The sequence below is a fragment of the Paenibacillus sp. V4I9 genome (assembly GCF_030817295.1).
Classification (GTDB): domain Bacteria; phylum Bacillota; class Bacilli; order Paenibacillales; family NBRC-103111; genus Paenibacillus_E.
The window spans coordinates 5,472,469-5,495,238 of record NZ_JAUSZE010000001.1 but is presented as its reverse complement, the minus strand read 5'-3'; the positions used below and the strand labels follow the sequence as shown (position 1 = coordinate 5,495,238).

Annotated in this window: 21 protein-coding genes and 1 riboswitch; of the genes, 15 read left to right on the top strand and 6 right to left on the bottom strand. The window is 43.6% G+C overall.

Features of this window, described 5'->3' with window-relative positions; all coding sequences use genetic code 11:
* Window positions 1-138: 138 nt before the first annotated feature.
* Together QFZ81_RS25650 and QFZ81_RS25645 are read left to right on the top strand one after the other, a co-directional pair.
* The gene (locus QFZ81_RS25650) at window positions 139-480 is read left to right on the top strand and encodes an ArsR/SmtB family transcription factor (protein ID WP_373463715.1); all 342 of its coding nucleotides are present in this window, start codon (window positions 139-141) and stop codon (window positions 478-480) included.
* 113 nt (window positions 481-593) lie between these two features.
* Window positions 594-1,967, top strand: coding sequence for an NAD(P)-binding domain-containing protein (locus tag QFZ81_RS25645; protein ID WP_307605304.1), 1,374 nt, complete (start codon window positions 594-596; stop codon window positions 1,965-1,967).
* 88 nt (window positions 1,968-2,055) lie between these two features.
* Here QFZ81_RS25645 and QFZ81_RS25640 read toward each other — a convergent pair whose 3' ends face one another.
* Complete coding sequence (locus QFZ81_RS25640; RefSeq protein ID WP_307440248.1) at window positions 2,056-3,984, bottom strand: methyl-accepting chemotaxis protein; 1,929 nt, start codon at window positions 3,982-3,984, stop codon at window positions 2,056-2,058.
* A gap of 295 nt (window positions 3,985-4,279) precedes the next feature.
* Between QFZ81_RS25640 and QFZ81_RS25635 the strand changes: the two genes are divergently transcribed.
* The 5 genes from QFZ81_RS25635 (at window position 4,280) to phoU (ending at window position 8,584) form a co-directional block, all read left to right on the top strand.
* A complete protein-coding gene (locus QFZ81_RS25635; protein ID WP_307440250.1) occupies window positions 4,280-5,185 on the top strand; it encodes a phosphate ABC transporter substrate-binding protein in 906 nt (301 codons plus the stop codon).
* Between the two features lie 159 nt (window positions 5,186-5,344).
* A complete protein-coding gene (gene pstC, locus QFZ81_RS25630; RefSeq protein WP_307605303.1) occupies window positions 5,345-6,280 on the top strand; it encodes a phosphate ABC transporter permease subunit PstC in 936 nt (311 codons plus the stop codon).
* Complete coding sequence (gene pstA, locus QFZ81_RS25625; RefSeq protein ID WP_307440254.1) at window positions 6,277-7,134, top strand: phosphate ABC transporter permease PstA; 858 nt, start codon at window positions 6,277-6,279, stop codon at window positions 7,132-7,134. Before pstC ends, pstA begins: the two co-directional genes overlap by 4 nt.
* Before the next feature lie 3 nt (window positions 7,135-7,137).
* Entirely contained in the window at window positions 7,138-7,899 is a 762-nt protein-coding gene (gene pstB, locus QFZ81_RS25620; RefSeq protein ID WP_307605302.1) for a phosphate ABC transporter ATP-binding protein PstB, read from the top strand.
* Between the two features lie 25 nt (window positions 7,900-7,924).
* Window positions 7,925-8,584, top strand: a complete 660-nt coding sequence (gene phoU / locus QFZ81_RS25615) for a phosphate signaling complex protein PhoU (RefSeq protein WP_307440259.1) — start codon at window positions 7,925-7,927, stop codon at window positions 8,582-8,584.
* A 58-nt stretch (window positions 8,585-8,642) separates the two neighbouring features.
* On the opposite strand, the gene QFZ81_RS25610 is transcribed toward phoU, so the two are convergent.
* Window positions 8,643-10,220 (bottom strand): ATP-binding protein, encoded by a 1,578-nt coding sequence (locus QFZ81_RS25610; protein ID WP_307440260.1) that lies wholly within the window; start codon window positions 10,218-10,220, stop codon window positions 8,643-8,645.
* 191 nt (window positions 10,221-10,411) lie between these two features.
* Between QFZ81_RS25610 and QFZ81_RS25605 the strand changes: the two genes are divergently transcribed.
* Complete coding sequence (locus tag QFZ81_RS25605; protein WP_307605301.1) at window positions 10,412-12,181, top strand: GGDEF domain-containing protein; 1,770 nt, start codon at window positions 10,412-10,414, stop codon at window positions 12,179-12,181.
* Here the strand turns inward: QFZ81_RS25605 and QFZ81_RS25600 are convergent.
* On the bottom strand, window positions 12,167-12,916 hold the full coding sequence (locus QFZ81_RS25600; RefSeq protein WP_307605300.1) for an HAD family hydrolase: 750 nt from the start codon (window positions 12,914-12,916) through the stop codon (window positions 12,167-12,169). The genes QFZ81_RS25605 and QFZ81_RS25600 overlap by 15 nt on opposite strands.
* A 133-nt stretch (window positions 12,917-13,049) precedes the next feature.
* On the opposite strand from QFZ81_RS25600, the gene polA reads away from it, so the two are divergent.
* From polA to QFZ81_RS25575, 5 genes are all read left to right on the top strand, one after another.
* Window positions 13,050-15,710 (top strand): DNA polymerase I, encoded by a 2,661-nt coding sequence (gene polA / locus QFZ81_RS25595; RefSeq protein ID WP_307605299.1) that lies wholly within the window; start codon window positions 13,050-13,052, stop codon window positions 15,708-15,710.
* 466 nt (window positions 15,711-16,176) lie between these two features.
* Window positions 16,177-17,037: a DNA-formamidopyrimidine glycosylase gene (gene mutM / locus QFZ81_RS25590; RefSeq protein ID WP_307440269.1), complete on the top strand. Its 861-nt coding sequence runs from the start codon at window positions 16,177-16,179 to the stop codon at window positions 17,035-17,037.
* A 97-nt stretch (window positions 17,038-17,134) separates the two neighbouring features.
* Window positions 17,135-17,875 (top strand): MntP/YtaF family protein, encoded by a 741-nt coding sequence (locus QFZ81_RS25585; protein ID WP_307440271.1) that lies wholly within the window; start codon window positions 17,135-17,137, stop codon window positions 17,873-17,875.
* A 90-nt stretch (window positions 17,876-17,965) separates the two neighbouring features.
* Entirely contained in the window at window positions 17,966-18,562 is a 597-nt protein-coding gene (gene coaE / locus QFZ81_RS25580) for a dephospho-CoA kinase (RefSeq protein ID WP_307440273.1), read from the top strand.
* Window positions 18,559-19,137, top strand: coding sequence for a lytic transglycosylase domain-containing protein (locus QFZ81_RS25575; RefSeq protein WP_307440275.1), 579 nt, complete (start codon window positions 18,559-18,561; stop codon window positions 19,135-19,137). Before coaE ends, QFZ81_RS25575 begins: the two co-directional genes overlap by 4 nt.
* Before the next feature lie 102 nt (window positions 19,138-19,239).
* On the opposite strand, the gene QFZ81_RS25570 is transcribed toward QFZ81_RS25575, so the two are convergent.
* A complete protein-coding gene (locus QFZ81_RS25570) occupies window positions 19,240-19,464 on the bottom strand; it encodes an alpha/beta-type small acid-soluble spore protein (RefSeq protein ID WP_307440278.1) in 225 nt (74 codons plus the stop codon).
* A gap of 117 nt (window positions 19,465-19,581) precedes the next feature.
* On the opposite strand from QFZ81_RS25570, the gene nrdR reads away from it, so the two are divergent.
* The gene (gene nrdR, locus QFZ81_RS25565) at window positions 19,582-20,061 is read left to right on the top strand and encodes a transcriptional regulator NrdR (RefSeq protein WP_029199331.1); all 480 of its coding nucleotides are present in this window, start codon (window positions 19,582-19,584) and stop codon (window positions 20,059-20,061) included.
* 184 nt (window positions 20,062-20,245) lie between these two features.
* Here nrdR and QFZ81_RS25560 read toward each other — a convergent pair whose 3' ends face one another.
* A complete protein-coding gene (locus tag QFZ81_RS25560; RefSeq protein ID WP_307440282.1) occupies window positions 20,246-20,437 on the bottom strand; it encodes a hypothetical protein in 192 nt (63 codons plus the stop codon).
* Window positions 20,438-20,476: 39 nt separating this feature from the next.
* Window positions 20,477-20,573, bottom strand: a riboswitch (cyclic di-GMP riboswitch).
* An 83-nt stretch (window positions 20,574-20,656) separates the two neighbouring features.
* Here QFZ81_RS25560 and QFZ81_RS25555 point away from each other — a divergent pair.
* Window positions 20,657-20,830 carry a hypothetical protein gene (locus QFZ81_RS25555; protein ID WP_261301978.1) on the top strand — a complete coding sequence of 58 codons (174 nt, stop codon included), beginning with the start codon at window positions 20,657-20,659 and terminating at the stop codon, window positions 20,828-20,830.
* 50 nt (window positions 20,831-20,880) lie between these two features.
* Here QFZ81_RS25555 and htpG read toward each other — a convergent pair whose 3' ends face one another.
* Window positions 20,881-22,761, bottom strand: coding sequence for a molecular chaperone HtpG (gene htpG, locus QFZ81_RS25550; RefSeq protein WP_307605298.1), 1,881 nt, complete (start codon window positions 22,759-22,761; stop codon window positions 20,881-20,883).
* Between the last annotated feature and the right edge of the window lie 9 nt (window positions 22,762-22,770).

Here is a 22,770-nt window from a genome sequence, read left to right as displayed (position 1 = left end):
TGGTCCTCCAGAAGAGGGCTATCCTTGCCATTTATATAATTAATCAAAATAAATTGATTAATGGATTGCTATTTAGCGGGTAATGCTATATATTGTTATTAAATCAAAAATATTTGATTAATGAAGCGGGTGAGATCAGTGAAAACAATAATTCCATTACAAACGATATATACAAAATCCACACCAGACGATTCTTTTTTTGAAACGTATGAAGCAAAATTTAAAGCACTAGCTGATCACAAAAGACTACAGATCATGTATGAGTTAACACAGCGGGGAAAAACTTGCGTATGTGACCTTTGTGATATCTTTGATATGGCCCAGTCAAAACTGTCTTATCACTTGAAAATCCTATTGGAGGCGAAATTAATCACCAAAGAGATGATTGGTACTTGGAGCTACTACGAGATAAACAATTCTGAAGTAAACGGATTGCTTTCAGCAGATCTTTGCTGCATATTTAGACCTACTCGTTCTTAATTTTTTTAATCTTAATATCAATTTTTTTTGATCTATTAATCAAAATTATTTGATTAAGTAATTTTGCGCCGTATTTCTATTAAACGTTTTACATTGAGAGGGAGGTATATAAGATGAATGATATTAAGTTACCGGTGGCTATTATTGGTGCTGGGCCTGTTGGTCTTGCCGCGGCAGCACAGTTAGTTATGAGAGGGGAGCCTTTTGTTTTGTTTGAGGCGGGTGAGGAAGTGGGATCAAATGTACGCAATTGGGCCCATGTTCGAATGTTTTCCTCTTGGGAATACAATATCGACAAAGCTGCTAAGCAATTGCTTATTTCTCATGGTTGGCAAGCCCCTAATCCTTTAGAAATCCCTTCAGGACAAGAGATGGTTGACAAATACTTCAAACCTTTTGTTGAATTGCCTGAAATCAAACCTTATTTAAACCTAAATACGAAAGTTATAGCTGTTAGCCGTAAAGGTCTGAGCAAAGTTAAAACACAAGGCCGTGAAGTTCTTCCGTTTGTCCTGCATGTGGAGATAAATGGGGAACGAATCCTTATTGAGGCTAAGGCTGTTATTGATGCATCCGGTACCTGGTTGAATCCGAATCCCATTATATCAGAAGGGGTTTGGACGACAGAAGAGCAGTCTTTAAACAAGCAAATTTATTATGGGATACCTGATATTTCGGGTAAGCATAAGGAACGATATAGCGGCAAAAAAGTTCTTGTTGTCGGGAGTGGTCACTCTGCAATAAATACCTTGCTAGAATTAGGAAATCTGAAGGATCAAGTTCAGAGCACAGAAATTATTTGGATTTTAAGAAAATCTAGGCTAGCTGATGTTTATGGTGGTCAGGAGCAGGATCAACTTCCTGCAAGAGGAGAACTTGGTACACGTATTCAAAAGCTAGTTGATTCAGGAAAAGTTAAGGTTCTGACGCCATTCCACATTCAAGAATTGAAACAAAAAGAAGATAAAATGGTTGTGATTGGCTCTTTAAACGGATCATTGGTTCATCTAGATGCTGTCGATGAAATCGTGTCGAATACGGGTTCTCGCCCGGATCTATCCTTTTTACGAGAAGTTAGAGTAATTGCCGACCCAACATTGGAGAGCGTTTTGGCGTTAGTGCCACTGATCGATCCGAATATTCATAGCTGCGGTACGGTTAGACCGCATGGCGAGAAGGAGCTGCGCCAACCAGAAAAGAATTTCTATATTGTTGGTTCCAAAAGTTATGGAAGAGCACCAACATTCTTAATGGCAACAGGTTATGAACAAGTGAGATCCGTCGTAGCAGCGCTTGTAGGAGATCAGGCAGCAGCTGAACGAGTTGAGCTGGAGCTGCCGGAAACGGGAGTTTGCGGTATCGGGAGCAAAGAATGCTGCGGTCCTGAAGATAGTCAAAAGCTAGTAAGCAAAACAGAAGAAATTAGTGCTTGTTGTTCACCGGTAACGAAACCGGAGGCAGTGGTAAAATCATCTTGTTGCGGCTAACGGTTACACCAGTGTCGTCTTAGCGTACATTAGAAATTAAATCCCTCTACGCTTCCAATTAGGAGTAGAGGGATTTTTGTGCTAGCTATTATTTTCCTACGAGAACAAGCATTTTGTTCTCTTTCCTAGATTCACCTTTGTTCAGGTCATCCTGTGGTGTTTCCGCTGTTGAGTTATCTTGTTCCTTTTGAAACAAATCCATTTGATTATCATCAAAAACCTCGAAGTGCACCTCATTCATGACATGAATTGTCTCAGATTGAAGATCAATAATCTCCTGATGATTCTTCGCAGCAGTCTCACTAATCTGGAATTTGCTGATCTCTGCAAATAACTGTTGAGCAAGTTCAAGGATATCATCCGACTCTTCGGCAATTCGGCGGATGGATGCATCTTGCTGAATCGAGGTTGAGCTTACTTCCTCGACCCCGGCAGCTGTTTCTTGCGCAATGGCCGCTACGAACTGAACGGAATTTACTAATCTGTCATTCTTGGATTGTACGTATTCAATTTTCACATGGATTTGTTCAATTTGCCCGATTATTCTTTTCATCGATTGTTCGATGCCCTCGAAAGAACCGAGCGTGTCTGCTACCCGATGGTTTTGTGCAACCGCAGAATCGCGAGCTTCGATCAGTGAGCTCTGTAATTCTTTGATTTGCTTCTGAAGCGATTGAATGATGCCGCCGATTGTCTTGGAGGAATCATTCGTCTGCTGAGAAAGCTGACGAACTTCATCCGCAATCACAGAGAAGCCGCGGCCGTGTTCGCCGGCTCTGGCCGCTTCAATCGCAGCGTTCAAGGCAAGCACGTTTGTCTGCGTAGAAATTTCCGTGATCGAGTGAATAATAGCGCCAATTTGTTTGGAGCTGTCAGACAAGGTCATCATGGCAGCATCGACCTTCTGTAGGACAGCCTGGGATTCGTCTGACGATGATTTCAGCGCCCTTACAGATGCTGTCCCTTGTAGTGTACCAGAAGCAGCCTCTTCACTTGTACGCTTCATTTCATACGTATAAGCAGTAATGTCACGAATCTCCGCTTCCAGCTCTGCAATGATCATCGAGCTTTGCTCCGTTTTCATGGCTTGCTCGTCAGCACCAGTCGATATCTCTGTAATTGCCTTCAAGATATCTGTATTTGCCGATGCTGTTAGTAGAGAAAAGCGATGAAACTCATGGGAGTGCTCGGATAAGGAAGAAGCAATCTGCAGCGTAGCATGAAGCATTTGACGAACTTGAATGATCATATGGTCGAAGCTGTTGCTTAGCTTACCTAACTCATCATTGGATTTTGAATTGATTGTATGGGACAAATCCCCTGCGGCAATATGAGATACAGCATTTTGTAAAATTTTAATTGGATGTGTGAAGGAGCTGATGATTAGAAAGGCAATAATAATGGTTACAATAACGACGATAGCAAAGGCAATCAACATCACCCTGCTGCTTTCATTAAGTGCCTTCGTTGAGTTGGAAATTGCATGTTCGGCAGCCTCTGCATAAGTAACATAGAATTTATCAACAAGTGCAAAAATCTTATCCTTCAATTCCTGAGATTCATTATATAGGTAAAGGAGGTTAATTTGCAGATCCGTCGGTTTCAAGTTAGGATCTTGGACCATTTTGGCCGCAGAGTCGAAGTTATTTATGTAATCAACGGAGTATTGAATTAATTGGCTTCGCCACTTCTTTTGATCAGCTGTTGAAGCTGTATCACCAATTTTCTGAATGAAATCGTTATAAGGCTTTCGTTTTGCATTGTATTTTTCGATGTATTCCGATTTCTTCGAAATCTCCAAGCCTGAAGCAATGATATTCATTTCCTGAACCATATTTTTAAGCTCGAGCGCTAGCACCTTTAGTTCGACTTTATCGTTCTGATCCGTCATATGCTTCTTGATTTGATTCACTTGGTTCAGATTAAACAAAGCAACGGCAAGGAAAATGAGAAGTACTCCGCTGAAACTGGCAATTAATTTTAATCGCATGGTCATATTGATTTTTATCCTCTTCATAAGTCATTCCTCCTATATATTACTTGACAATATTCGACTGTTTTCGTGTTGATACTTATTAATATAGGGTACTTCTATTAACTAAAGCATCTAAGTTTGTTAATGATATGTAAATTTAACCAATCTTTTAACGAATGAAAGAAGAAATAAAAGTTTTACATTACGTTTACGTTTCGAGGGTTTGGATTTTACATTCAATTGTTACGATGTTTAAGTAAGTTAGTTCGACGGACATTCAAAAGGGATCGATACTAACCGAATTAGTAACATAAACTCAAAGGAGGACATGCTAACTATGTTTAAGTTCATGTCGAAAAAAGGAATTACATTCACACTTTCCGCGGTATTAATGATGGGGTCATTGGTTGGTTGCGGCGCTAAAACAGATACTAAAAACGCTGCTTCTGCAACACCTGCTGCTAGTGCAGCGGCATCTGCTGCTCCAAAAGCAGAGCTAAGCGGTACGGTTACAGCTTCCGGTTCAAGCGCACTTCTTCCATTAGTTAAACAAGCAGCTACTGAGTTTATGGAAAAAAATCCGAAAGTAACAATCAACGTTACAGCAGGCGGTTCAGGTACAGGAATTAAAAACGTAGCAGACGGTACTTCAGACATCGGTAACTCCGATGTCGAGCCAGCTGCTGAATATAAAGATAAAGGTCTTGTTGACCACCAAGTTGCGATTGCTCCATTCGCATTGATCGTAAACAAAGATGTAAAAGTAGATAATGTTACAAAACAACAAGCGGCAGACATTTACATGGGTAAAGTTACGAACTGGAAAGAAGTTGGCGGCAATGACGCGAAAATCGTTCTTGTTCACCGTCCAGATAGCTCAGGTTCCCGTACGTTAGTTAAACAAATCATTCTTGATGGCAAAGAATTCACGAAAGACGGTATTACACAAGAAAACAGCGGTGCAATGAAAACAGCTGTTGCTGGTCAGTCCAGCTCCATTGGATATGTAGACACACCTTACGTTGATGACTCAGTAAAAGCATTGAAAATTGATAATGTAGCGTTCTCTGAGGAAAACATTAAGAACGGTACTTACAAATTGTTTGGTGTTGAGCATATGTACACAAAAGGTGAAGCGAAAGATCCTACTAAAGCATTCATCGCTTACATCACAAGCAAAGAATTCCAAGGTAAACAAGTTCGTGACTTGAAATTCTTGCCTGCAGATTTGCTTAAAAAATAATAAATAGAACAAACTAAGAGCGCTGGCATTATATGCCGCGCTCTTTTTTTACTTTGAAACATGAAACTTTTACATTCCCTTAACAATTTATTGACGATCCAATTACAATCATGCTCTATCATAAAAGTAATGTGATTTAAGAGAAAGGGGAATTACCCATTGAATTCCGTAGCAGATAAACTAACGAACGCGAAATCAGACGAAAGTCGTCCAATCGTCACGAAATGGACCCAAGGACAACATAGACAAGATAACATCATGAGGTGGGTGTTTGTTGGAAGTGCTGCCTTAGTGTCTGCCATCATTTTTTCTATCATTGTTTTCGTGGGGATGCAAGGGATTAAGACTTTTCAGGGAGTCAGTCCTTTTGAATTTTTCTTCTCTACAGATTGGACGCCAGGTCAAAAAAAATTCGGAGCCCTTCCTTTTCTATACAGCACGCTGCTCATGACTTTGGTTTCAGTTGTGTTTTCAGTGCCGCTTGCTTTGTCAGGGGCATTATTCATGGCTAAAATTGCTCCGAGATGGATGCGTGAAATCATGCGTCCTGCGACGGATCTGTTCGTAGGTATTCCTTCGGTTGTTTATGGCCTAATCGGCTTAACGGTCATCGTCCCTGCACTCGGTAAAATAACAGGCGGGGTTGGATACGGTATTTTACCAGCTTCCATCATTCTCGCTATCATGATTTTACCAACCATTCTCTCGATCTCAGAAGATGCTATCCGTGCATTGCCGAGTCGTCTGGAAGAAGCATCACTCGCATTAGGTGCAACACGTTGGCAAACCATGTGGCGTGTCCTTTTGCCTGCAGCTAGACCCGGTATTCTAACAGCAATTATCCTTGGCATGGGGCGTGCAATTGGTGAAACCATGGCTGTATTCATGGTTATTGGTAACTCGCCGCAAATGCCGAAATCACTCCTTGACTCAACCACGGTATTAACGACCGCGATTGTGAAGGATATGGGGAATACGAATTACGGAAGCACTTGGAATAATGCGCTCTATTTGATGGCGCTTCTTTTACTGGTGATCTCGTTATCCTTAATTCTTATTATCCGTATCGTAGCCAAAAGGAGTGAACTTAAATGAAGAGCAAAACAACGGATCGTTTGGCCACGTTGTATTTCTGGGCATCGGGCATTGTTATTATATTGATTCTGGCTTGGTTTCTATTTCGAATATTAGGTGATGGTGTTCCACATTTATCTTGGAATTTCATCTTCGGGAAGTCTGAGGAGATCAAAGCTGGCGGCGGTGTAGGTCCGCAATTGTTCAACTCCTTCTATGTCCTATTCTTATCCTTGCTGATATCCATTCCAATCGGTTTATTCTCGGGGATATACTTGGCGATATACGCACAAAAAAATTGGTTTACGGATCTCGTTCGTATCTCGGTTGAAGCTCTTGCTTCTGTTCCTTCTATCGTATTTGGATTGTTCGGTTTCTTACTTTTTGCTAATTTGCTAGGTCTGAAGTTTTCAATTATTGGTGGGGCCGCGACGGTTGCTCTGCTTAACTTACCTGTTATGGTAAGGGTCACAGAGGTAGCTATACGTACGGTTCCTGAATCTTATTGGGAGGCAAGCCTTGCACTTGGCTCAACAAGATGGCAAGCCATTCGCAAAGTGCTCATACCTGCATCGCTACCAAGCTTAATTACGGGGATTACGTTGATTGCAGGACGTGCGTTAGGCGAATCTGCCATTCTAATTTACACGGCCGGCTTATCGGTTTCTCGCTTCTTTCCGGATTTCAATCCACTGAAGATGGGGGAGACGCTATCCGTTCATCTCTGGTATATTGGCGCTGAAGCGTTAGTTCCGGATGCCAAGGAAATCGCTAAAGGAAGTGCCGCGCTGCTCCTGATCGTCGTACTCATCTTTAACCTACTTGTCAGTATACCAAGCCGAATTTTACAAAAAAGACTTTCCGGGGGGAAATAAATCGTGTCGACCAAGCATAAGATTAAAGCGGACAAATTAAATTTATTTTACGGAGATAATCATGCTCTCCACGATATTGAATTGGCCATACAAACGGGAACAATCGCCGCTTTGATCGGTCCTTCTGGCTGTGGAAAATCCACCTTTCTGCGCACTTTGAACCGTATGAATGATCTCATTGATAGTGTGCGAATTACTGGAAATGTAGCCGTGGATGGTCACAATATCTATGATTCCGATTCCGATGTTGTTTCACTGCGTAAGCGCGTAGGGATGGTATTTCAACGTCCAAATCCATTTCCGATGAGTATTTATGACAACATTGCCTATGGCCCTCGCATCCATGGTACGAAGAAGAAAGCGGTCCTAGACGAAATCGTAGAACGCAGTCTTGTACAAGCCGCCTTGTGGGATGAAGTAAAGGATCGTTTGCATAAATCTGCTCTAGGCCTGTCCGGCGGACAACAACAGCGTTTATGCATCGCACGGTTACTAGCTGTAGAGCCCGACGTACTTCTTATGGATGAGCCTACATCGGCGCTAGATCCAATCTCAACGCTCAAAGTTGAAGAGTTGACACAAACATTGAAAGAGAAATACACCATCATTATCGTTACGCACAACATGCAGCAGGCGGCAAGGATTTCGGATATGACCTCCTTCTTCCTAAATGGATACTTAGTGGAAACGGACAAGACGGATAAAATTTTCACCAATCCGAATAATCAACGTACGGAAGATTACATTACGGGAAGATTCGGTTAACTACAACTGAGGGGAGAGACGTAATATGGACGCAAGACCTGGGTTTCATCAATCATTGTCAGTTTTGCAAAGTGAATTGCAGGATATGGGGGAAAGCGTTAAGGATTTGATTCTTAAGTCCGTGGAGTCGTTGGCCAAGTTTGATGAGAATGCTGCACGGCAAGTCATTAAGAATGATGATCTCATTGATGATTATTTAACGACAATCGATGAGCTTTGCCTTCGATTAATTGCTTTACAACAACCAATGGCAAGTGATCTGCGAATCATTGGAACGGCAATGAAAATCGCTACAGACTTGGAACGAATTGCTGATCATGCCGTAGATATTGCAAAGATTACGATCCGTCTCGCTGGAGAAGAGCTTGTTAAGCCGCTCGAAGTCATTCCTGAAATGGCCGATATTGCCATTGAGATGCTGCATGAGAGCCTCCTTTCTTATACAGAACGCGATGTTCACAGGGCTGCATCGCTTGCCGAGAAAGATGACCGCGTGGATAAGCTATATAGCTCAGTAATGCAGGAATTGATGGGGATGATGGGTTCGGATTACAATCGTAACCGCCAGTTGACCCATTTATTGTTTGTTGCCCATTTCTTAGAGCGTGTAGCTGATCACACAACGAATATCGGTGAAGGTGTTATTTATATGGTTACAGGGAAACGCAAAGATTTGAATGTGTAAGTTAATCCAATACAGAAGGGACGCTCCTAAGTCATCATGACTTGTGAGCGTCCCTTTTTCATGTGCGTGAGGCTGTAATCGGAAAGCGAATGAGGAATGTTGTTCCTTTCTCACTTGACTGAACTTCAATCGAAGCATGATGCCTGGCAGCTATGCTGTAACAAATAGCTAAACCGAGCCCTGTACCTTCATCTTTGGTCGTGAAAAAAGGTCTTCCTAGCTTCTCCAAATGTTCCTCATTAATTCCTATACCTTCATCAGCAATAAGTAGAACGACGTGTTCTGTCTCGGTGTATGTTTCAATTCTCAGTTTACCGCCGAGGCTCATGGCTTCCAGACCATTCATACACATATTCAGTATAAGTTGACGCATTTCTTTATCGTCGAGTTGAATGACAGGACAATCCTTGAATTGGAAATGAACATGCTTTCCGGACATGACGGCTTCTGCTTGGATGAGGGGAAGGAGCATTTCGATAATACGGTTGATATGTTCGGGCTTTTGGTGGGACTGCTTATTTTTGGCTAGGGATAAGTATTCAGTAATAATTTCGTTCGCTCGGTCCAACTCTTCCAGCATGATGGGGATGTATTCTTTTTGCATATGACGATCGTTCTCGCGAAATAATTGGAGGAAGCCACGAATGGTCGTCATCGGGTTGCGAATCTCATGGGCAATACCGGCGGCCATTTCCCCAACTAGATTGAGTTGAGCTAGACGAGCCATTTCCGATTCAAATCGCAAGCTTTCCGTGATATCGACGGCAACTTCGAGTAAGCAGCTTTCATTTTCAATATCGATGATTTCCGTTGAAAGCAGGGCTGTTCGAATTTCCTTGGACTTGGTTTCGTACTTGACCTTGCAATTATGGATGACATCATTAAACTTGCCTGAATCACCCACTTCAGCTCGTAAGAGATCTAGTGTAGTTCCAATGATTTCATCGCCATAGCCTGTATATTGTTTCCAACTTTCATTAATTTCGAGATAGGTGAGGTCAGATAGACGGCGGATGGCCATCAAAGAAGGAGAGAGCATGAACATTTTCTTGAAATGTTCTTGTGATTTTATCAGCTTTTCATGGGCATCCACTAATTCGGAGGTTCGCTCTTCCACCCATTGTTCCAAAAGAAAATTTTGCTGCTTTAATTTCTCTTCCGCTTCAGCTAACTTGCGATTCGTCTCTTCGAGATCTAACGTTCGCTTATGCAGCAGTTCACTTTGATATTTGATTTTTTGATGATTGAGGTGCATGTTAACGAAGCCGTCGACTTTCATACGCAGCATTTTAGGATGAATAGGTTTGAATAAATAATCAATAGAGCCCACATGATAGCCCTTCAAAACATGCTCGATAGAGGTGCTGAGAGCCGTTAGGAAGATGATGGGAATATCCTGACAAGCTTTCCGCTGCTTGATCAGTTCCGCCGTCTCGAAGCCACTAAGTCCAGGCATTTGCACATCCATCAAGATTACAGCGATGTGATCAGCGGGTTCTTTCAATAAATATCTCAGAACTTCCTCCCCAGATTGCAAAGAAATAACGTCATAGTTGGAAGAGGCCAGAATGCTATTCAGAGCCAGCAAGTTCTCGTAGCGGTCATCTACCGCCAAGATTTTTACTTGTTGTTCCATTTCAAATCCTTTCCGTGCTTGTACAAGCTTGTACGCACCTAACAATCCATCTCTCTCTTTTTCGGGAAAAAGATTGAATTCCCTCTTTTTTTTTTGAAGTCTTTACATACATTTTACATATGGATAATAAAGCCAGTCATTTGGTTTGATAGACTAGTGTAATAAGTATATTCAGGTAAGGGATGATGGACATGAATACTCAGTCAGAAATGTTGGAACAATTCTTTAAAATGATAGATAAAGAGTACATATATTCCGTATATCAACCTATTATCTCGCTGCAGGATGGTCATGTAATGGGGTATGAAGCGTTAACGCGAGGCCCCAAAGATAGTCCCTTTCATTCACCTTTGGCTATGTTTCAATTCGCAGAACAGCAAGGTGAGCTCTATATGCTTGAGCAGCTTGCTCGTGAAAAAGCGATTAAAGGATCCATTTTAGAGCATCCGCAGCAGTTGCTTTTTATCAATATTTCATCCCAAGTGCTTTACGATCCTGGGTTTGTTCCTGGTAAAACGCTTGAGATTTTGCAGAAATACGGACTCCGCCCAAGCAATGTCGTTTTTGAAATTACGGAAAGAAGTTCGATTGAGGATTTCTCCTTAGCTCAAAAAATTCTGGAGCATTACCGTAAACAAGGCTATCGAATTGCCATAGATGATGCTGGTGCGGGGTATTCCTCCCTACAAGCGATTGCGGAACTTCAACCTGATTTTATTAAAATTGATCGTTCACTCATAGAAAATATACATAAAAACAAAGTAAAAGAATATATCCTTGAAACGTTTGTTACTTTTGCTCATAAAATGAATATTTCCCTTATTGCTGAAGGCATTGAACATGCGGATGAACTAACCAAATTAACACGGCTCGGCGTTCATTATGCCCAAGGCTATTTGCTTGGAAAGCCAAATGAATCTCCCGCGAAAGTGCAGGACATCCATAAAATGTTGATTTGGCAGCATCGTAAAGTACAAGGAGGCAGTATGATTTGGAGCATTGGCGACCTGAAAACTCCTGTGAAAGTGTTTGACAAGAAAAAACTGATTTCGGAAGTGGCTGATTACTTCAAAAAAAATCAAGAGGCAGTGGGTGCTGTCATCGTGGATGAAGAAGTGCCGGTTGGCCTCATGATGAGAGATCGGTTATTTCAACAGTTAACCGGTCAATACGCCTTCTCCTTATTCTGGAATCGAACTATTGACAGCATTATGGATGAATCGCCGCTAATCGTGGACGAGTTTATACCTGTTGAAGAAGTATCACAGATGGCTACCTCACGCGCAATAAACCATTTATACGACCTAGTCATCGTTACAAGCAATGGGAAGATGGGAGGAGTAGCATCCATCAGAACGATTCTTGAGAGTATAACGAATGTACGAATGGAATCTGCGCGTGTGGCCAATCCACTAACAGGGCTGCCAGGGAATTTGCAAATCAATCGCGAATTGAACAAGAGGATTAGTGAGAACAAACCGTTTCATGTGGTTTATGCGGATCTGGATTACTTCAAATGGTTCAATGATCGGTTTGGATTTCAAAAAGGGGACCAACTGATTCAATATACAGCGGATGTTATGCAGCAATCCATAGCGGTTTGTGGGACACCGCATGATTTTGTCGGGCATGTGGGAGGCGATGATTTTATCGCGATTTCTGCCACGTTATCTCCCAAACAACTGTGTCAGGAAATCATTCGCCGCTTCGAACAAGGTGTGCAGATGTTTTATGAGGATGAGGATTGGGAGTATGTATGGGATCGGAGCGGCAACAAGATAAAGAGCGAGGGAGTTACGCTTTCGCTCTCTTTAGTCGTCTGTGTCTGCGAATCTCCCATTTCACTCGAACACATTTCCCAAACTGCCGCCTTACTCAAAAAGAAAGCAAAAGCGCATCAAGGAAGTATTTATTATTTCGAAAAAATTGGCTTAAATGGACTTGAATTAGAAAGTGTATAACAATTGTTTAAAAGAACGGATAATAATGACTTTCTGTCTGCCGATTCGGCGCTCGGATATTTTCTTGATATTCCCCGGATGTATCCAAATCGCATCCATGCCGCTTGACGCGGCCCCCACCACATCATTACGCCACGAATTTCCGACCATAACACTTTGGTTTGAAGCCGTGCTCATCGTCTTTAGGGCTCTCTCAAAGATAGCGGGGTGCGGCTTTCGCGGTCCATCCTTCTCTGAACTAAATAAACGATCTTGATCGATCCACCTGGTGAGTTTCATTTTCTCCAAATTGCTCTGCAACCTTTTCCGATTACCGTTACTAATGATAGCCAGTTTATAGTTTTGTGACAACGCCTCAAGTGTGTCTTCAACACCGGGAAAGAGAGCAACAAAGTTATCTTCCTGTTCTTCCACTTGTTCGAAAAAAGACCGTGTAAAAGCAGGACTGACGTTCACTGGCATTGGCTGAAGAGCTTTACGCAAACAAATGTGGCGCAGCTCATCAGGGGATATGGGACTCCGTATCGGTGCCTTTCGGTGACGGCTCCACTCCATCTTATAGCTTTGTAGGGCTTCTTGGGCTGTAAAAAGCATTTCGCCCGGATCCCACCTCGCTGTAAAGTCGTTCATGACTTCAAGGAATGCCGAATCAAAGCATTGTCTGCGATCCAGGATCGTATTATTCATATCGAAAAAAATAACCTTTTTGCGTATTGGTGAGAAAAAAGGGCTCATATGGAGAACCTCCTTCTGAAGACCGGCCCATTGAATAATGGATTCCATACATGTTTATGTGCGGAACCGTTTTTTTATTTTAATTTCGTATGCTATGATGAAGGAAGTATGTCAAAAATCGGGGTGCGAACTTATGGATAAGCTTATTATTATTGATGGTAACTCTATCGCGAATCGAGCTTTTTATGCTTTACCTTTGCTCAGTAATTCTAGTGGTTTACACACGAATGCGGTTTATGGATTTACAACGATGCTGCTGAAATTAATAGAAGAAGAAAAGCCTACGCATTTTCTCGTTGCATTCGATGCTGGGAAAATAACGTTTAGACACAAAGAATATACGGAATATAAAGGTGGACGTGCCAAAACGCCGTCTGAGCTGTCCGAGCAGTTTCCGCTGATCAAAGACCTGCTTAAAGCTTTCAAGATTCCACAGTTTGAGCTGACAGGCTATGAGGCTGACGATATTATTGGAACCTTGACTAAGGCAGCTGATGAAAGAGGCGAGAAGGTGCTTCTCGTTTCGGGAGATAAGGATATGCTGCAGCTGGCTTCCGAGCATGTGACCGTTGCGATCACACGTAAAGGAATTAGCGAAGTTGATCTTTATAATCCTGCTGAAATAAAAGAGAGATACGGCCTCTCGCCTGCGCAAATTATCGACCTCAAAGGGTTGATGGGCGATACGTCAGATAATATTCCTGGCATTCCGGGTGTTGGAGAAAAAACGGCTCTCAAGATGTTACATGAGTTTGGCTCCGTGGAAGAAGTACTGGCCAATTCGGCCAGCCTCAAAGGCAAGATGAAAGAAAAAGTGGAGGAGCATGCGAAGGACGCCATCATGAGTAAGGAACTTGCGACAATTTTCCGCGAAGTGCCGATGGAAACCGAGTGGGATGTTTTCCGCTACGATGGCTTTGATGGACAAGCTTTATCCAGTATGTTCCGCAAGCTGGAATTCAAATCCCTACTTGAAAAGATGGATTTCGGTCCAAGCAGCGAGGCAGAGGATCAGGTTGTTGAGAGTTTGGAAGCGGTTGTTGTGACGGAAGTCAACATGGGCGAGCTGATCGGCAAAATAGGCGATAGCGCCGCGATCCATGTTGAGGCTGTAGGGGAAAATCCGCATCAAGCTGCGGGTGTAGGCGTTGTCTGGTTTACGTATGATGGGGAAATGAATACATCTTACTTCGTGCCCTTAGCGCTGCTGAAGAGTGAAGCTGGCGAGCTGCTGCGTACTTGGCTTAGCGATGATTCCAAGAAGAAGCAGCTTTTCGACCAGCACCGTGCCCAGCTGGTGCTGGCTTGGCAAGGCATCCACCTCAAAGGTGTGGATTTCGATGCTCTGTTGGCCGCTTACTTACTCGATCCGACAGAGTCGAATCTTAGCTTGAGCGGCTTGACGGGCAAATACAGCCTGCCGGGCGTTAAGACCGACGAGGAAGTGTTCGGCAAGGGGGCGAAGTTTCGCTTGCCTGAGCTTGCTGCGCTAAGCGACCACTTGGGTCGCAAAGCGATGGCTATTGCGCGCATCGTGCCGGTGCTGCGCGAAGAGCTGGAGAAGAGCGAGATGCATAGCCTCTTCTACGAGCTTGAGCTGCCTCTCGCTGGCGTACTCGCGGAGATGGAGCTGCGCGGCATTGCTTTGGATGCCGAGGGGCTCAAAGCGTTCGGCGTGGAGCTTGCAGGCAAGCTGGATGCGATCATGACCCGCATCTATACACTCGCCGGCGTAGAGTTCAACATCAACTCGCCGAAGCAGCTTGGCGAGATCTTGTTTGAGAAGCTGGGGCTGCCAGCTTGGAAGAAGACCAAAACCGGCTACTCGACGGATGCCGAGGTGCTTGAGCGCCTTGCGCCCTACCACGAAGTCGTAGGGGAGATTTTGAACTACCGTTCGCTCGCGAAGCTGCAATCGACGTATGTCGAGGGGCTGCTTAAAGAGGTGCGGCCTGAGACCGGTAAGGTGCACACCTATTACCGGCAGACCATTGCCGCTACGGGCCGGCTCAGCAGCCAGTTCCCGAACCTCCAGAATATTCCTATTCGTCTGGAGGAAGGTCGTAAGATCCGCAAGGTATTCGTTCCATCCGAGCCTGGATGGTACATTCTTGCTGCGGATTACTCGCAGATCGAGCTGCGCGTGCTTGCGCACATCTCGCAGGATGACAATCTGAAGGAAGCGTTCCTTCAGAATATGGACATCCACACGAAGACGGCCATGGACGTCTTCGGGGTGGAAGAGAGCGCCGTCGACGCGAACATGCGCCGCCAGGCCAAAGCCGTCAACTTCGGGATCGTTTACGGAATCAGCGACTACGGCTTGTCCCAGAACTTAGACATTACCCGCAGGGATGCAGCTCAGTTCATTGAACAGTACTTTGCTGTATTCCAGGGGGTTCGCAAATATATGGATGAGATCGTGAAGGATGCTCGCAGGGACGGTTATGTCACGACCTTGCTGCAGCGCCGCCGCTATCTTCCCGAAATCACGGCATCGAACTTTAATCTGCGTTCTTTTGCTGAACGAACAGCCATGAATACGCCAATACAGGGTACGGCTGCAGATATCATTAAACTAGCCATGGTCCAGATGGCTGACCGTTTGAAACAAGATGGACTTAAAAGCCGCATGCTGCTTCAAGTACACGATGAGCTCGTCTTTGAAGTCCCAGAAGAGGAACTTGAGACCATGCGCCGCGTCGTACCGGAAGTCATGGCTGCAGCCCTTCAGCTGGATGTCCCGCTGAGCGCAGATGTTGACTTCGGCCTTACATGGTACGATGCTAAGTAAGTAATGCACTTGTACTTAAAACTGTGGCCCCCGATTAAGATTAAACATGTTTTTCAGCGCTAATTCCTATATTTTTGCTAGATTAGGTATGATAACGTTGAATAACAGCGTTAACGGAAACTCTCAGCACCGAGAATCGGTGAACCCGTTGGATTTTACCGCTAAGCGGTCCAAATCTGCGCTCTCAGCGCCATCGGCGAGGCTGCGGGTTGCTGAGAGGAACATTTCGGTCCTCTCAGCATACTGAAATCGGTGAACCCGTTGGATTTTACCGCTGAGCGGTCCAAATCTGCGCTCTCAGCGCCATCGGCGAGGCTGCGGGTTGCTGAGAGGAACATTTCGGTCCTCTCAGCACCTAAAATCGGTCAACCCGGTGGATGTAGCCGCTAAGCGAGCCAATCTGGCACTATCGGCCTCTCCATCTCCCGCTCGGACAATCAACAACACACAAAAGAGGTGAACATCAGTGCCTGAACTACCTGAAGTCGAAACGGTCAGACGTACGCTGAACAATTTAATCACCGGTAAAACGATTGAGCATGTTCAGGTCAGACTGCCTCGCATCATCCAAAAGCCGGACGATATTCATATGTTTGAGGTTCTGCTGCAAGGTCAAACGGTTGAGACGATAGAACGCAGAGGGAAATTTCTGCGCTTCATATTTACCGATTACGTCATGGTTTCGCATCTGCGGATGGAAGGACGGTACGGTCTGTATGACGGTGAAGATCCGTTGGAGCTGCACACCCATGTGTTGTTCCGCTTCACCGACGGCAGCGAGCTCCGCTATAAGGACGTTAGACAATTTGGAACGATGCATCTGTTCCCTAAGGGCGAAGAGCTTACGCAGCCTCCGCTGCATAAGCTCGGACTTGAACCGCTAGATGAAGCCTTCACCTTCGAGGCTTTTCAAGACCGGATCGCTCATCGTTCGACGAAGATAAAACCACTGCTGTTGAATCAAGAATATATCGTGGGTATTGGGAATATTTATGTAGACGAGTCCCTTTTCTTGGCTGGCATCCATCCAGAGCGTGAAGCCTCCTCGCTAAGCAAGAAGGAGCTCGTACTCCTTCACTCAGCCATCATTCGTACACTTAGTGAATCGGTTGAAGTTGGAGGATCCTCCATCAAATCGTATGTGAATGGACAAGGCGAAATTGGCTTGTTCCAGCATCAACTGAACATTTATGGCAGACAGTCCGAGCCCTGTAAAACATGCGGGAGCGAGATCTACAAAACCGTCGTTGGCGGCAGAGGAACGCATATTTGCCCAACCTGTCAACCGTTAAAGCAGACTAGAATCCGAAAGAAGTCAGAGAAATAGGCACGTGAAGCCACCCCTTCCCATATGATATGGAGTACTTAGCCTAGATAAACGGCTTATAAGCTAGTTTCTAGGTAAAACTCTTAGGAGGGGTATTATGCTTCCTGTAGTTTCACTGCTTATTCTTGCTTTCGCAGTTTCTTTGGATGGCTTCGGCGTCGGTGTGATGTATGGATTACGTAAAATACGAATTCCGCTCCTATCCATTGGGATTATATCGCTTTGGTCTGGTATCATTATCTACAGCTCGATGCAGATCGGTGTACTGATGTCTTCCTTCATGTCTCCCTTGGTAGCTAAGCGTATCGGTGCTCTCATCTTGATTGGGATTGGCATCTGGGCACTGGCACAAACGAGACAACAGAAGTCTCAGGATCATCAGGAGCCAGGCGTCTCCTCATTAGATCAAGCATCGGTGAGCAGTGTCCTTCCCTCCCCAGAGGGCGGGCATCCGGGTTCTGGAGAGATTCTCACGTTTGATACTTTGCAGCGAACGAAGGAAATACTGAATATCGAGCTGAAACGCTTCGGACTGGTTATTCAAATTTTGCGAACACCATCCATTGCTGACGTTGACAAATCGGGTAATATTTCAGCTTCAGAGGCTACATTGCTTGGTTTGGCGCTATCTTTAGATGCGTTCGGTGCAGGCATTGGCGCAGCATTAATTGGTTTCGTTCCACTGTTAACGGCTTCCGTCATTTCGATTTCAAGTGGTTCATTTATTGCATTAGGTTTGCGGTTTGGTTTACGGTATGCGGAGATGAATTGGATGAAGAAACTGTCTGTACTTCCGGGATGTGTACTCATTATCATGGGTCTTTTGAAAATGTTATAGCACGCCCTTGTACTAGGAAGACATTCATTTCGTAATCCTTGGGATATGAGAAAGTTTTCCAAGTGGAAAACGATTAGGAGAGATATGCCCATGAATATCGGGTTAACAGGAGGAATCGCCTGCGGCAAAAGCACGGTTAGCGCCATGCTGGTTAGCCGCGGCGCCCTATTAGTAGATGCGGACACCATAGCACGCGATGTCGTCGAGCCCGGCAGCCCTGTTCTTGAACAGGTTGCTGCACAATTTGGACAAGCTGTTCTTCAGGCAGACGGCTCGCTTCATCGCAAGAAGCTTGGCGAGATCATTTTTGGTAATACCGAGGCACGCAAGCAGCTGGAAAGTATTCTGCATCCGCCAATTCGTGCACAAATGCGTGAACAGATGGAAGCCTTTGAAAGGCAATTTCCGGGCAAGCTTGTTGTGGTCGATGTCCCTTTATTAATCGAATCTAATTTATCCTTCATGTTTCAAGAAGTTATGGTTGTATATGTGCCACGTGCGGTACAGTTGAAGCGGCTTATGCAACGAGATGGACTGACGGAAAGTGCGGCGAATAATCGCATAGATGCTCAGATGTCCATTGAGGAGAAACGTAATTTCGCAGATGTTGTCATTGACAACAGCGGTACATGGGAAGAAACTAACGCTGAAGTGGAGCAGTTTTGGCTAGGGAAGGGGCTTTCATGACCTTTTTACGTAAAAAACGAGTTTTTGCCCTGCTTCTTGTTTGTTTTGTTCTAGTTCTCTTTATGAATAGCGATTTTATCGGAAGAAAGCTGTACCCAATCTACTTTGAGCAGGAAATTAGGCAGAGCGCGGCGAAACACAATATAGATCCATTTTTAATTGCTGCGATTATTAGGGTGGAGACGAATTACAAATATCATTTGGAGTCAAGCAAAGGCGCATTAGGTCTTATGCAGCTTATGCCTGACACGGCAGAGTGGATTGTAGAATCCACGAATTTAGGGCCTCATGTGCAGGACGAATTATTAAAAGTGGACGTAAATATTAATCTTGGTTCTTGGTATTTGAGCTGGCTAAAGAAGCATTATAATGGTAATTTAATTTATGCGATTGCAGCTTATAATGCAGGTCAAGGGAATGTGAATAAATGGAAGCAAAATGACGTTTGGGATGGTTCGCAAGAGCATATTAATCAAATTCCATTCGGAGAAACACGTCATTATGTACAGCGGGTGCTCTATTATTATGAGAAATACACGAAGCTATATTCTCAGCAATGGGGAAAGAAAGATTAGGTTTTCTTCTCTCCATAAACAAAGAAGCATTGGACTAGCTCCTTTTGGGGGCTTAGAGTCCAATACTTCCTGTTTTTGAGCTTCAGTAGCTAGGATTCAAGATTACTTGAATTGACCAGCCAAGGATTGCTCAGCGATTTGTACTAAGCGACGAGTGATGTTACCACCAATGGCACCAGCATCACGAGTAGCCATATTACCCATATAACCATCTTGTGGGATGGAGATACCTAGCTCTTGAGCTACTTCGTATTTTAACTGATCCAAGGCTGCGTTAGCTTGAGGAACAACTAAAGTATTGCTGTTACGGTTTTGTCCTGCGCCCATGTCTGTTCACCTCCTTGTCGTTTGGTAATAGTATTGTGTGCATATCTCCTAAGTTCATGACATGTAACATATGGTAATAGATCAAAGAAGAGAAAGAAGAGAAAGGAGAGATAGCGAATGAAGTGTCCGTTCTGTGACTATTCCGGTACGAAAGTTCTTGATTCACGTTCAGCCAATGAAAACAAATCGATTCGTCGTCGTCGAGAATGTGAGAAATGCGCGAGAAGATTCACCACATTTGAGATGGTGGAAGAAACTCCGTTAATCGTGATTAAGAAAGATGGAAGTAGGGAAGAATTTAGTCGAGAGAAAATATTAAGAGGCTTGATTCGAGCATGTGAGAAGCGGCCGGTATCGATGGAGAGGCTTGAGATGATGGTATCTGAAGTGGAAATGCAGCTTCGCACCACGGCTCATGCTGAAGTGGATAGTTTAAGCATTGGCGAAATCGTCATGGAACAGCTGTACCCCGTCGATGAAGTGGCGTACATTCGCTTCGCCTCCGTATACCGTCAGTTTAAGGACATTAATATGTTCCTGAAGGAGCTAACACAAATATTGGGAAAGCATGACACCGGACTGCTCCGGGATAAATAATGCTAAAATTAATAATTTCATCTCTAAATATGACAAAAAATAAGAAAAAGACATCGGGATTCCCGTTGTCTTTTCTCATTTTTTCCCATGAAATCAACAATCATGCGATTAAAATTTATTTGAAAAAAATAAATCTTTAGACATCAACCGACTGTATTTTTGTATGCTTTCGTGCATAATTCCTTTATTGAGTGCGTTTGTCCAGTTCACTTCTGAGAAAATGAATAAACCGAATAGCTTCATCTTGGGTTAAAACGTTGTTATCAAACTTAAAGGAGAACATGTCCAAAAGATCACTTTCTGGAAGATGCAAGTTATCAATCAATTGCTGTACATCCAAACTCATTTTACCATCCATCGTAATTTTTTCCATCATCTTTGTTCCCTCCTAGTCTTACTACATGAATCGGACGGAGGCGGTAGCTGGCTGACATTTTGGACATTCATAGAATGCCATTTTAGTCCCTTTAGCTTTGCGTCACCACCTTTCAGTGGTTTTGCCTTTATCGTACCGATTTATGTTTGTAAGAAAACTATATCATATTTACGGATTGAGTTTCCATTAATTACATTATTCGAAGGATGGTTGAAGCATATGTCCGTCAAGTCCAATCAAATTCCAAGCATTTCTTATGAATTAGATATCGTAAAAGTTGCTAGCTCTCTCGGAATTGATCAAGATCGCTTATTGGCTTATGTGTATGCAAACTCGGACTCGAAGAAACAATATGAGGTAAAGGAAACCTTTCCCGACTATAAAAGTGGCTGATTGTATAAAAAAAAGCACTACAACATAATGGTTGTAGTGCTTTAATCGTATTAAACCATGATTTTGCAGATATCGTTCGTAAATTCAACCGGATCTTGTAGGGGCAATCCTTCGATTAAGAGCGCTTGATTGTACAGCAGGGCCGTATAAAGATTCAGCTTTTCTTTGTCTTTGTCAAAAGCGTCTTTTAAGGATGCGAATACTTCGTGATTGATGTTGATTTCCAGTACCTTTTCAGCCTTCACGTTAGGATTATTCGGCATCGCATTTAAGATTTTTTCCATTTCGATCGTCACATCGCCGTCCGTTGATAAGCACACAGGATGCTTTTTAAGACGCTTGGATGCTTTTACGTTTGTAACCTTACCCGACAACAGGTCTTTCATATAATCGAAAAGCTCTTTGTTGTCATTTTTGTCAGCCTCGGTTTCCGTTTGGTTGTCATCCACTTCAATACCAAGATCACCGCTTGAAACGGATTTAAACTCTTTTTCTTTGTAGGTCATGATCATTTTGATCGCGAACTCATCGATATCATCAGTGAAATACAAAATCTCATAGCCTTTATCAGTGACTAACTCTGTTTGTGGAAGCTTATCGATTCTTTCCATCGATTCTCCAGAAGCGTAGTAAATGTACTTCTGATCTTCCGGCATTCTTGCCACATATTCGTCCAGCGTAACCAGCTTTTTCTCCTTGGAGGAATGGAACATCAATAGATCCTGCAAGAGGTCCTTATGGCTTCCGTAATCGCTGTAGACACCGAATTTGAGCTGTCGGCCGAAGGATTTGTAGAATTGCTCATATTTCTCTCTTTCGTCCTTCAGCAGGCTTTGCAGCTGGCCTTTGATCTTGCTCGAAATGTTTTTGGCAATCAGCTTCAATTGACGGTCATGCTGCAGCATTTCTCTGGAAATATTGAGCGATAGGCTTTCTGAATCAACCATTCCTTTAACGAAGCTGAAATAGTCAGGAAGCAGGTCCGCACATTTGTTCATGATCAATACGCCATTAGCATAGAGTTCCAAGCCTTTTTCATACTCTTTGGAATAATAGTCAAAAGGTATATTTTCCGGGACAAAGAGGATAGCTTGATAGACTACAGCTCCATCTGCGCTGACGTGAATATGTTTGAGCGGCTTGTCGAAGCCGTAATGTTTCTCGTGATAGAACTTCTCGTAATCTTCCGGAGTCAGTTCACTTTTGTTTTTTCTCCAAATTGGAACCATGCTGTTGACATGCTGCTCTTCTTGGTAATCCTCGAAGTCGCTTTCGCTGCCTTCTTTCAGCCTTTTCCCGGTAATGTCCATTTTAATAGGGTAACGGATGAAATCGGAGTACTTTTTGATGATCGCTTTTAAACGATACTCGTCTAAAAACTCGTCGAAGTTCTCATCTTCCGTATTATCCTTAATTTTCAGGATGATTTCCGTGCCCACTGCATCTTTCTCCGCCGTTTCGATCGTGTAGCCGTCAGCGCCAGTGGACTCCCACTTGTAAGCAACATCACTGCCTAAAGCTCTACTAATTACCGTAACAACATCTGCAACCATGAACGCTGAATAGAAGCCAACACCGAACTGGCCGATGATATTGTGGCCGTCTTTTGCTTCATTTTCTTTTTTAAAGGCCAAAGATCCGCTCTTCGCAATGATCCCCAGGTTATTCTCCAAATCTTCCTTCGTCATACCAATACCAGTATCACGCAGTGTGAGTGTGCGATTCGTTTTGTCGGCAATCACTTTAATAAAATAACTATCTTTGTCAAAAACCAACGTATCATCGGTTAAAGCTTTGTAGTAAATTTTGTCGATAGCATCGCTGGCATTGGAGATAAGCTCTCTTAGAAATATCTCTCTTTGCGTATAAATCGAATTGATCATCATTTCCAATAAGCGCTTGGATTCAGCTTGAAACTGTTTCTTTTCCAATGGGAGATC

What these genes read in the sequence shown, in the direction of transcription:
- polA (WP_307605299.1), top strand. Translation starts at nt 13,050, where the DNA reads ATGGATAAGCTTATTATTATTGATGGTAACTCTATCGCGAATCGAGCT.
- QFZ81_RS25605 (WP_307605301.1), top strand. Translation starts at nt 10,412, where the DNA reads ATGAATACTCAGTCAGAAATGTTGGAACAATTCTTTAAAATGATAGAT.
- QFZ81_RS25645 (WP_307605304.1), top strand. Translation starts at nt 594, where the DNA reads ATGAATGATATTAAGTTACCGGTGGCTATTATTGGTGCTGGGCCTGTT.
- QFZ81_RS25575 (WP_307440275.1), top strand. Translation starts at nt 18,559, where the DNA reads ATGACCTTTTTACGTAAAAAACGAGTTTTTGCCCTGCTTCTTGTTTGT.
- coaE (WP_307440273.1), top strand. Translation starts at nt 17,966, where the DNA reads ATGAATATCGGGTTAACAGGAGGAATCGCCTGCGGCAAAAGCACGGTT.
- QFZ81_RS25640 (WP_307440248.1), bottom strand. Translation starts at nt 3,984, where the DNA reads ATGAAGAGGATAAAAATCAATATGACCATGCGATTAAAATTAATTGCC.
- QFZ81_RS25610 (WP_307440260.1), bottom strand. Translation starts at nt 10,220, where the DNA reads ATGGAACAACAAGTAAAAATCTTGGCGGTAGATGACCGCTACGAGAAC.
- nrdR (WP_029199331.1), top strand. Translation starts at nt 19,582, where the DNA reads ATGAAGTGTCCGTTCTGTGACTATTCCGGTACGAAAGTTCTTGATTCA.
- QFZ81_RS25585 (WP_307440271.1), top strand. Translation starts at nt 17,135, where the DNA reads ATGCTTCCTGTAGTTTCACTGCTTATTCTTGCTTTCGCAGTTTCTTTG.
- QFZ81_RS25635 (WP_307440250.1), top strand. Translation starts at nt 4,280, where the DNA reads ATGTTTAAGTTCATGTCGAAAAAAGGAATTACATTCACACTTTCCGCG.
- QFZ81_RS25600 (WP_307605300.1), bottom strand. Translation starts at nt 12,916, where the DNA reads ATGAGCCCTTTTTTCTCACCAATACGCAAAAAGGTTATTTTTTTCGAT.
- QFZ81_RS25560 (WP_307440282.1), bottom strand. Translation starts at nt 20,437, where the DNA reads ATGATGGAAAAAATTACGATGGATGGTAAAATGAGTTTGGATGTACAG.
- QFZ81_RS25555 (WP_261301978.1), top strand. Translation starts at nt 20,657, where the DNA reads ATGTCCGTCAAGTCCAATCAAATTCCAAGCATTTCTTATGAATTAGAT.
- QFZ81_RS25570 (WP_307440278.1), bottom strand. Translation starts at nt 19,464, where the DNA reads ATGGGCGCAGGACAAAACCGTAACAGCAATACTTTAGTTGTTCCTCAA.
- pstA (WP_307440254.1), top strand. Translation starts at nt 6,277, where the DNA reads ATGAAGAGCAAAACAACGGATCGTTTGGCCACGTTGTATTTCTGGGCA.
- phoU (WP_307440259.1), top strand. Translation starts at nt 7,925, where the DNA reads ATGGACGCAAGACCTGGGTTTCATCAATCATTGTCAGTTTTGCAAAGT.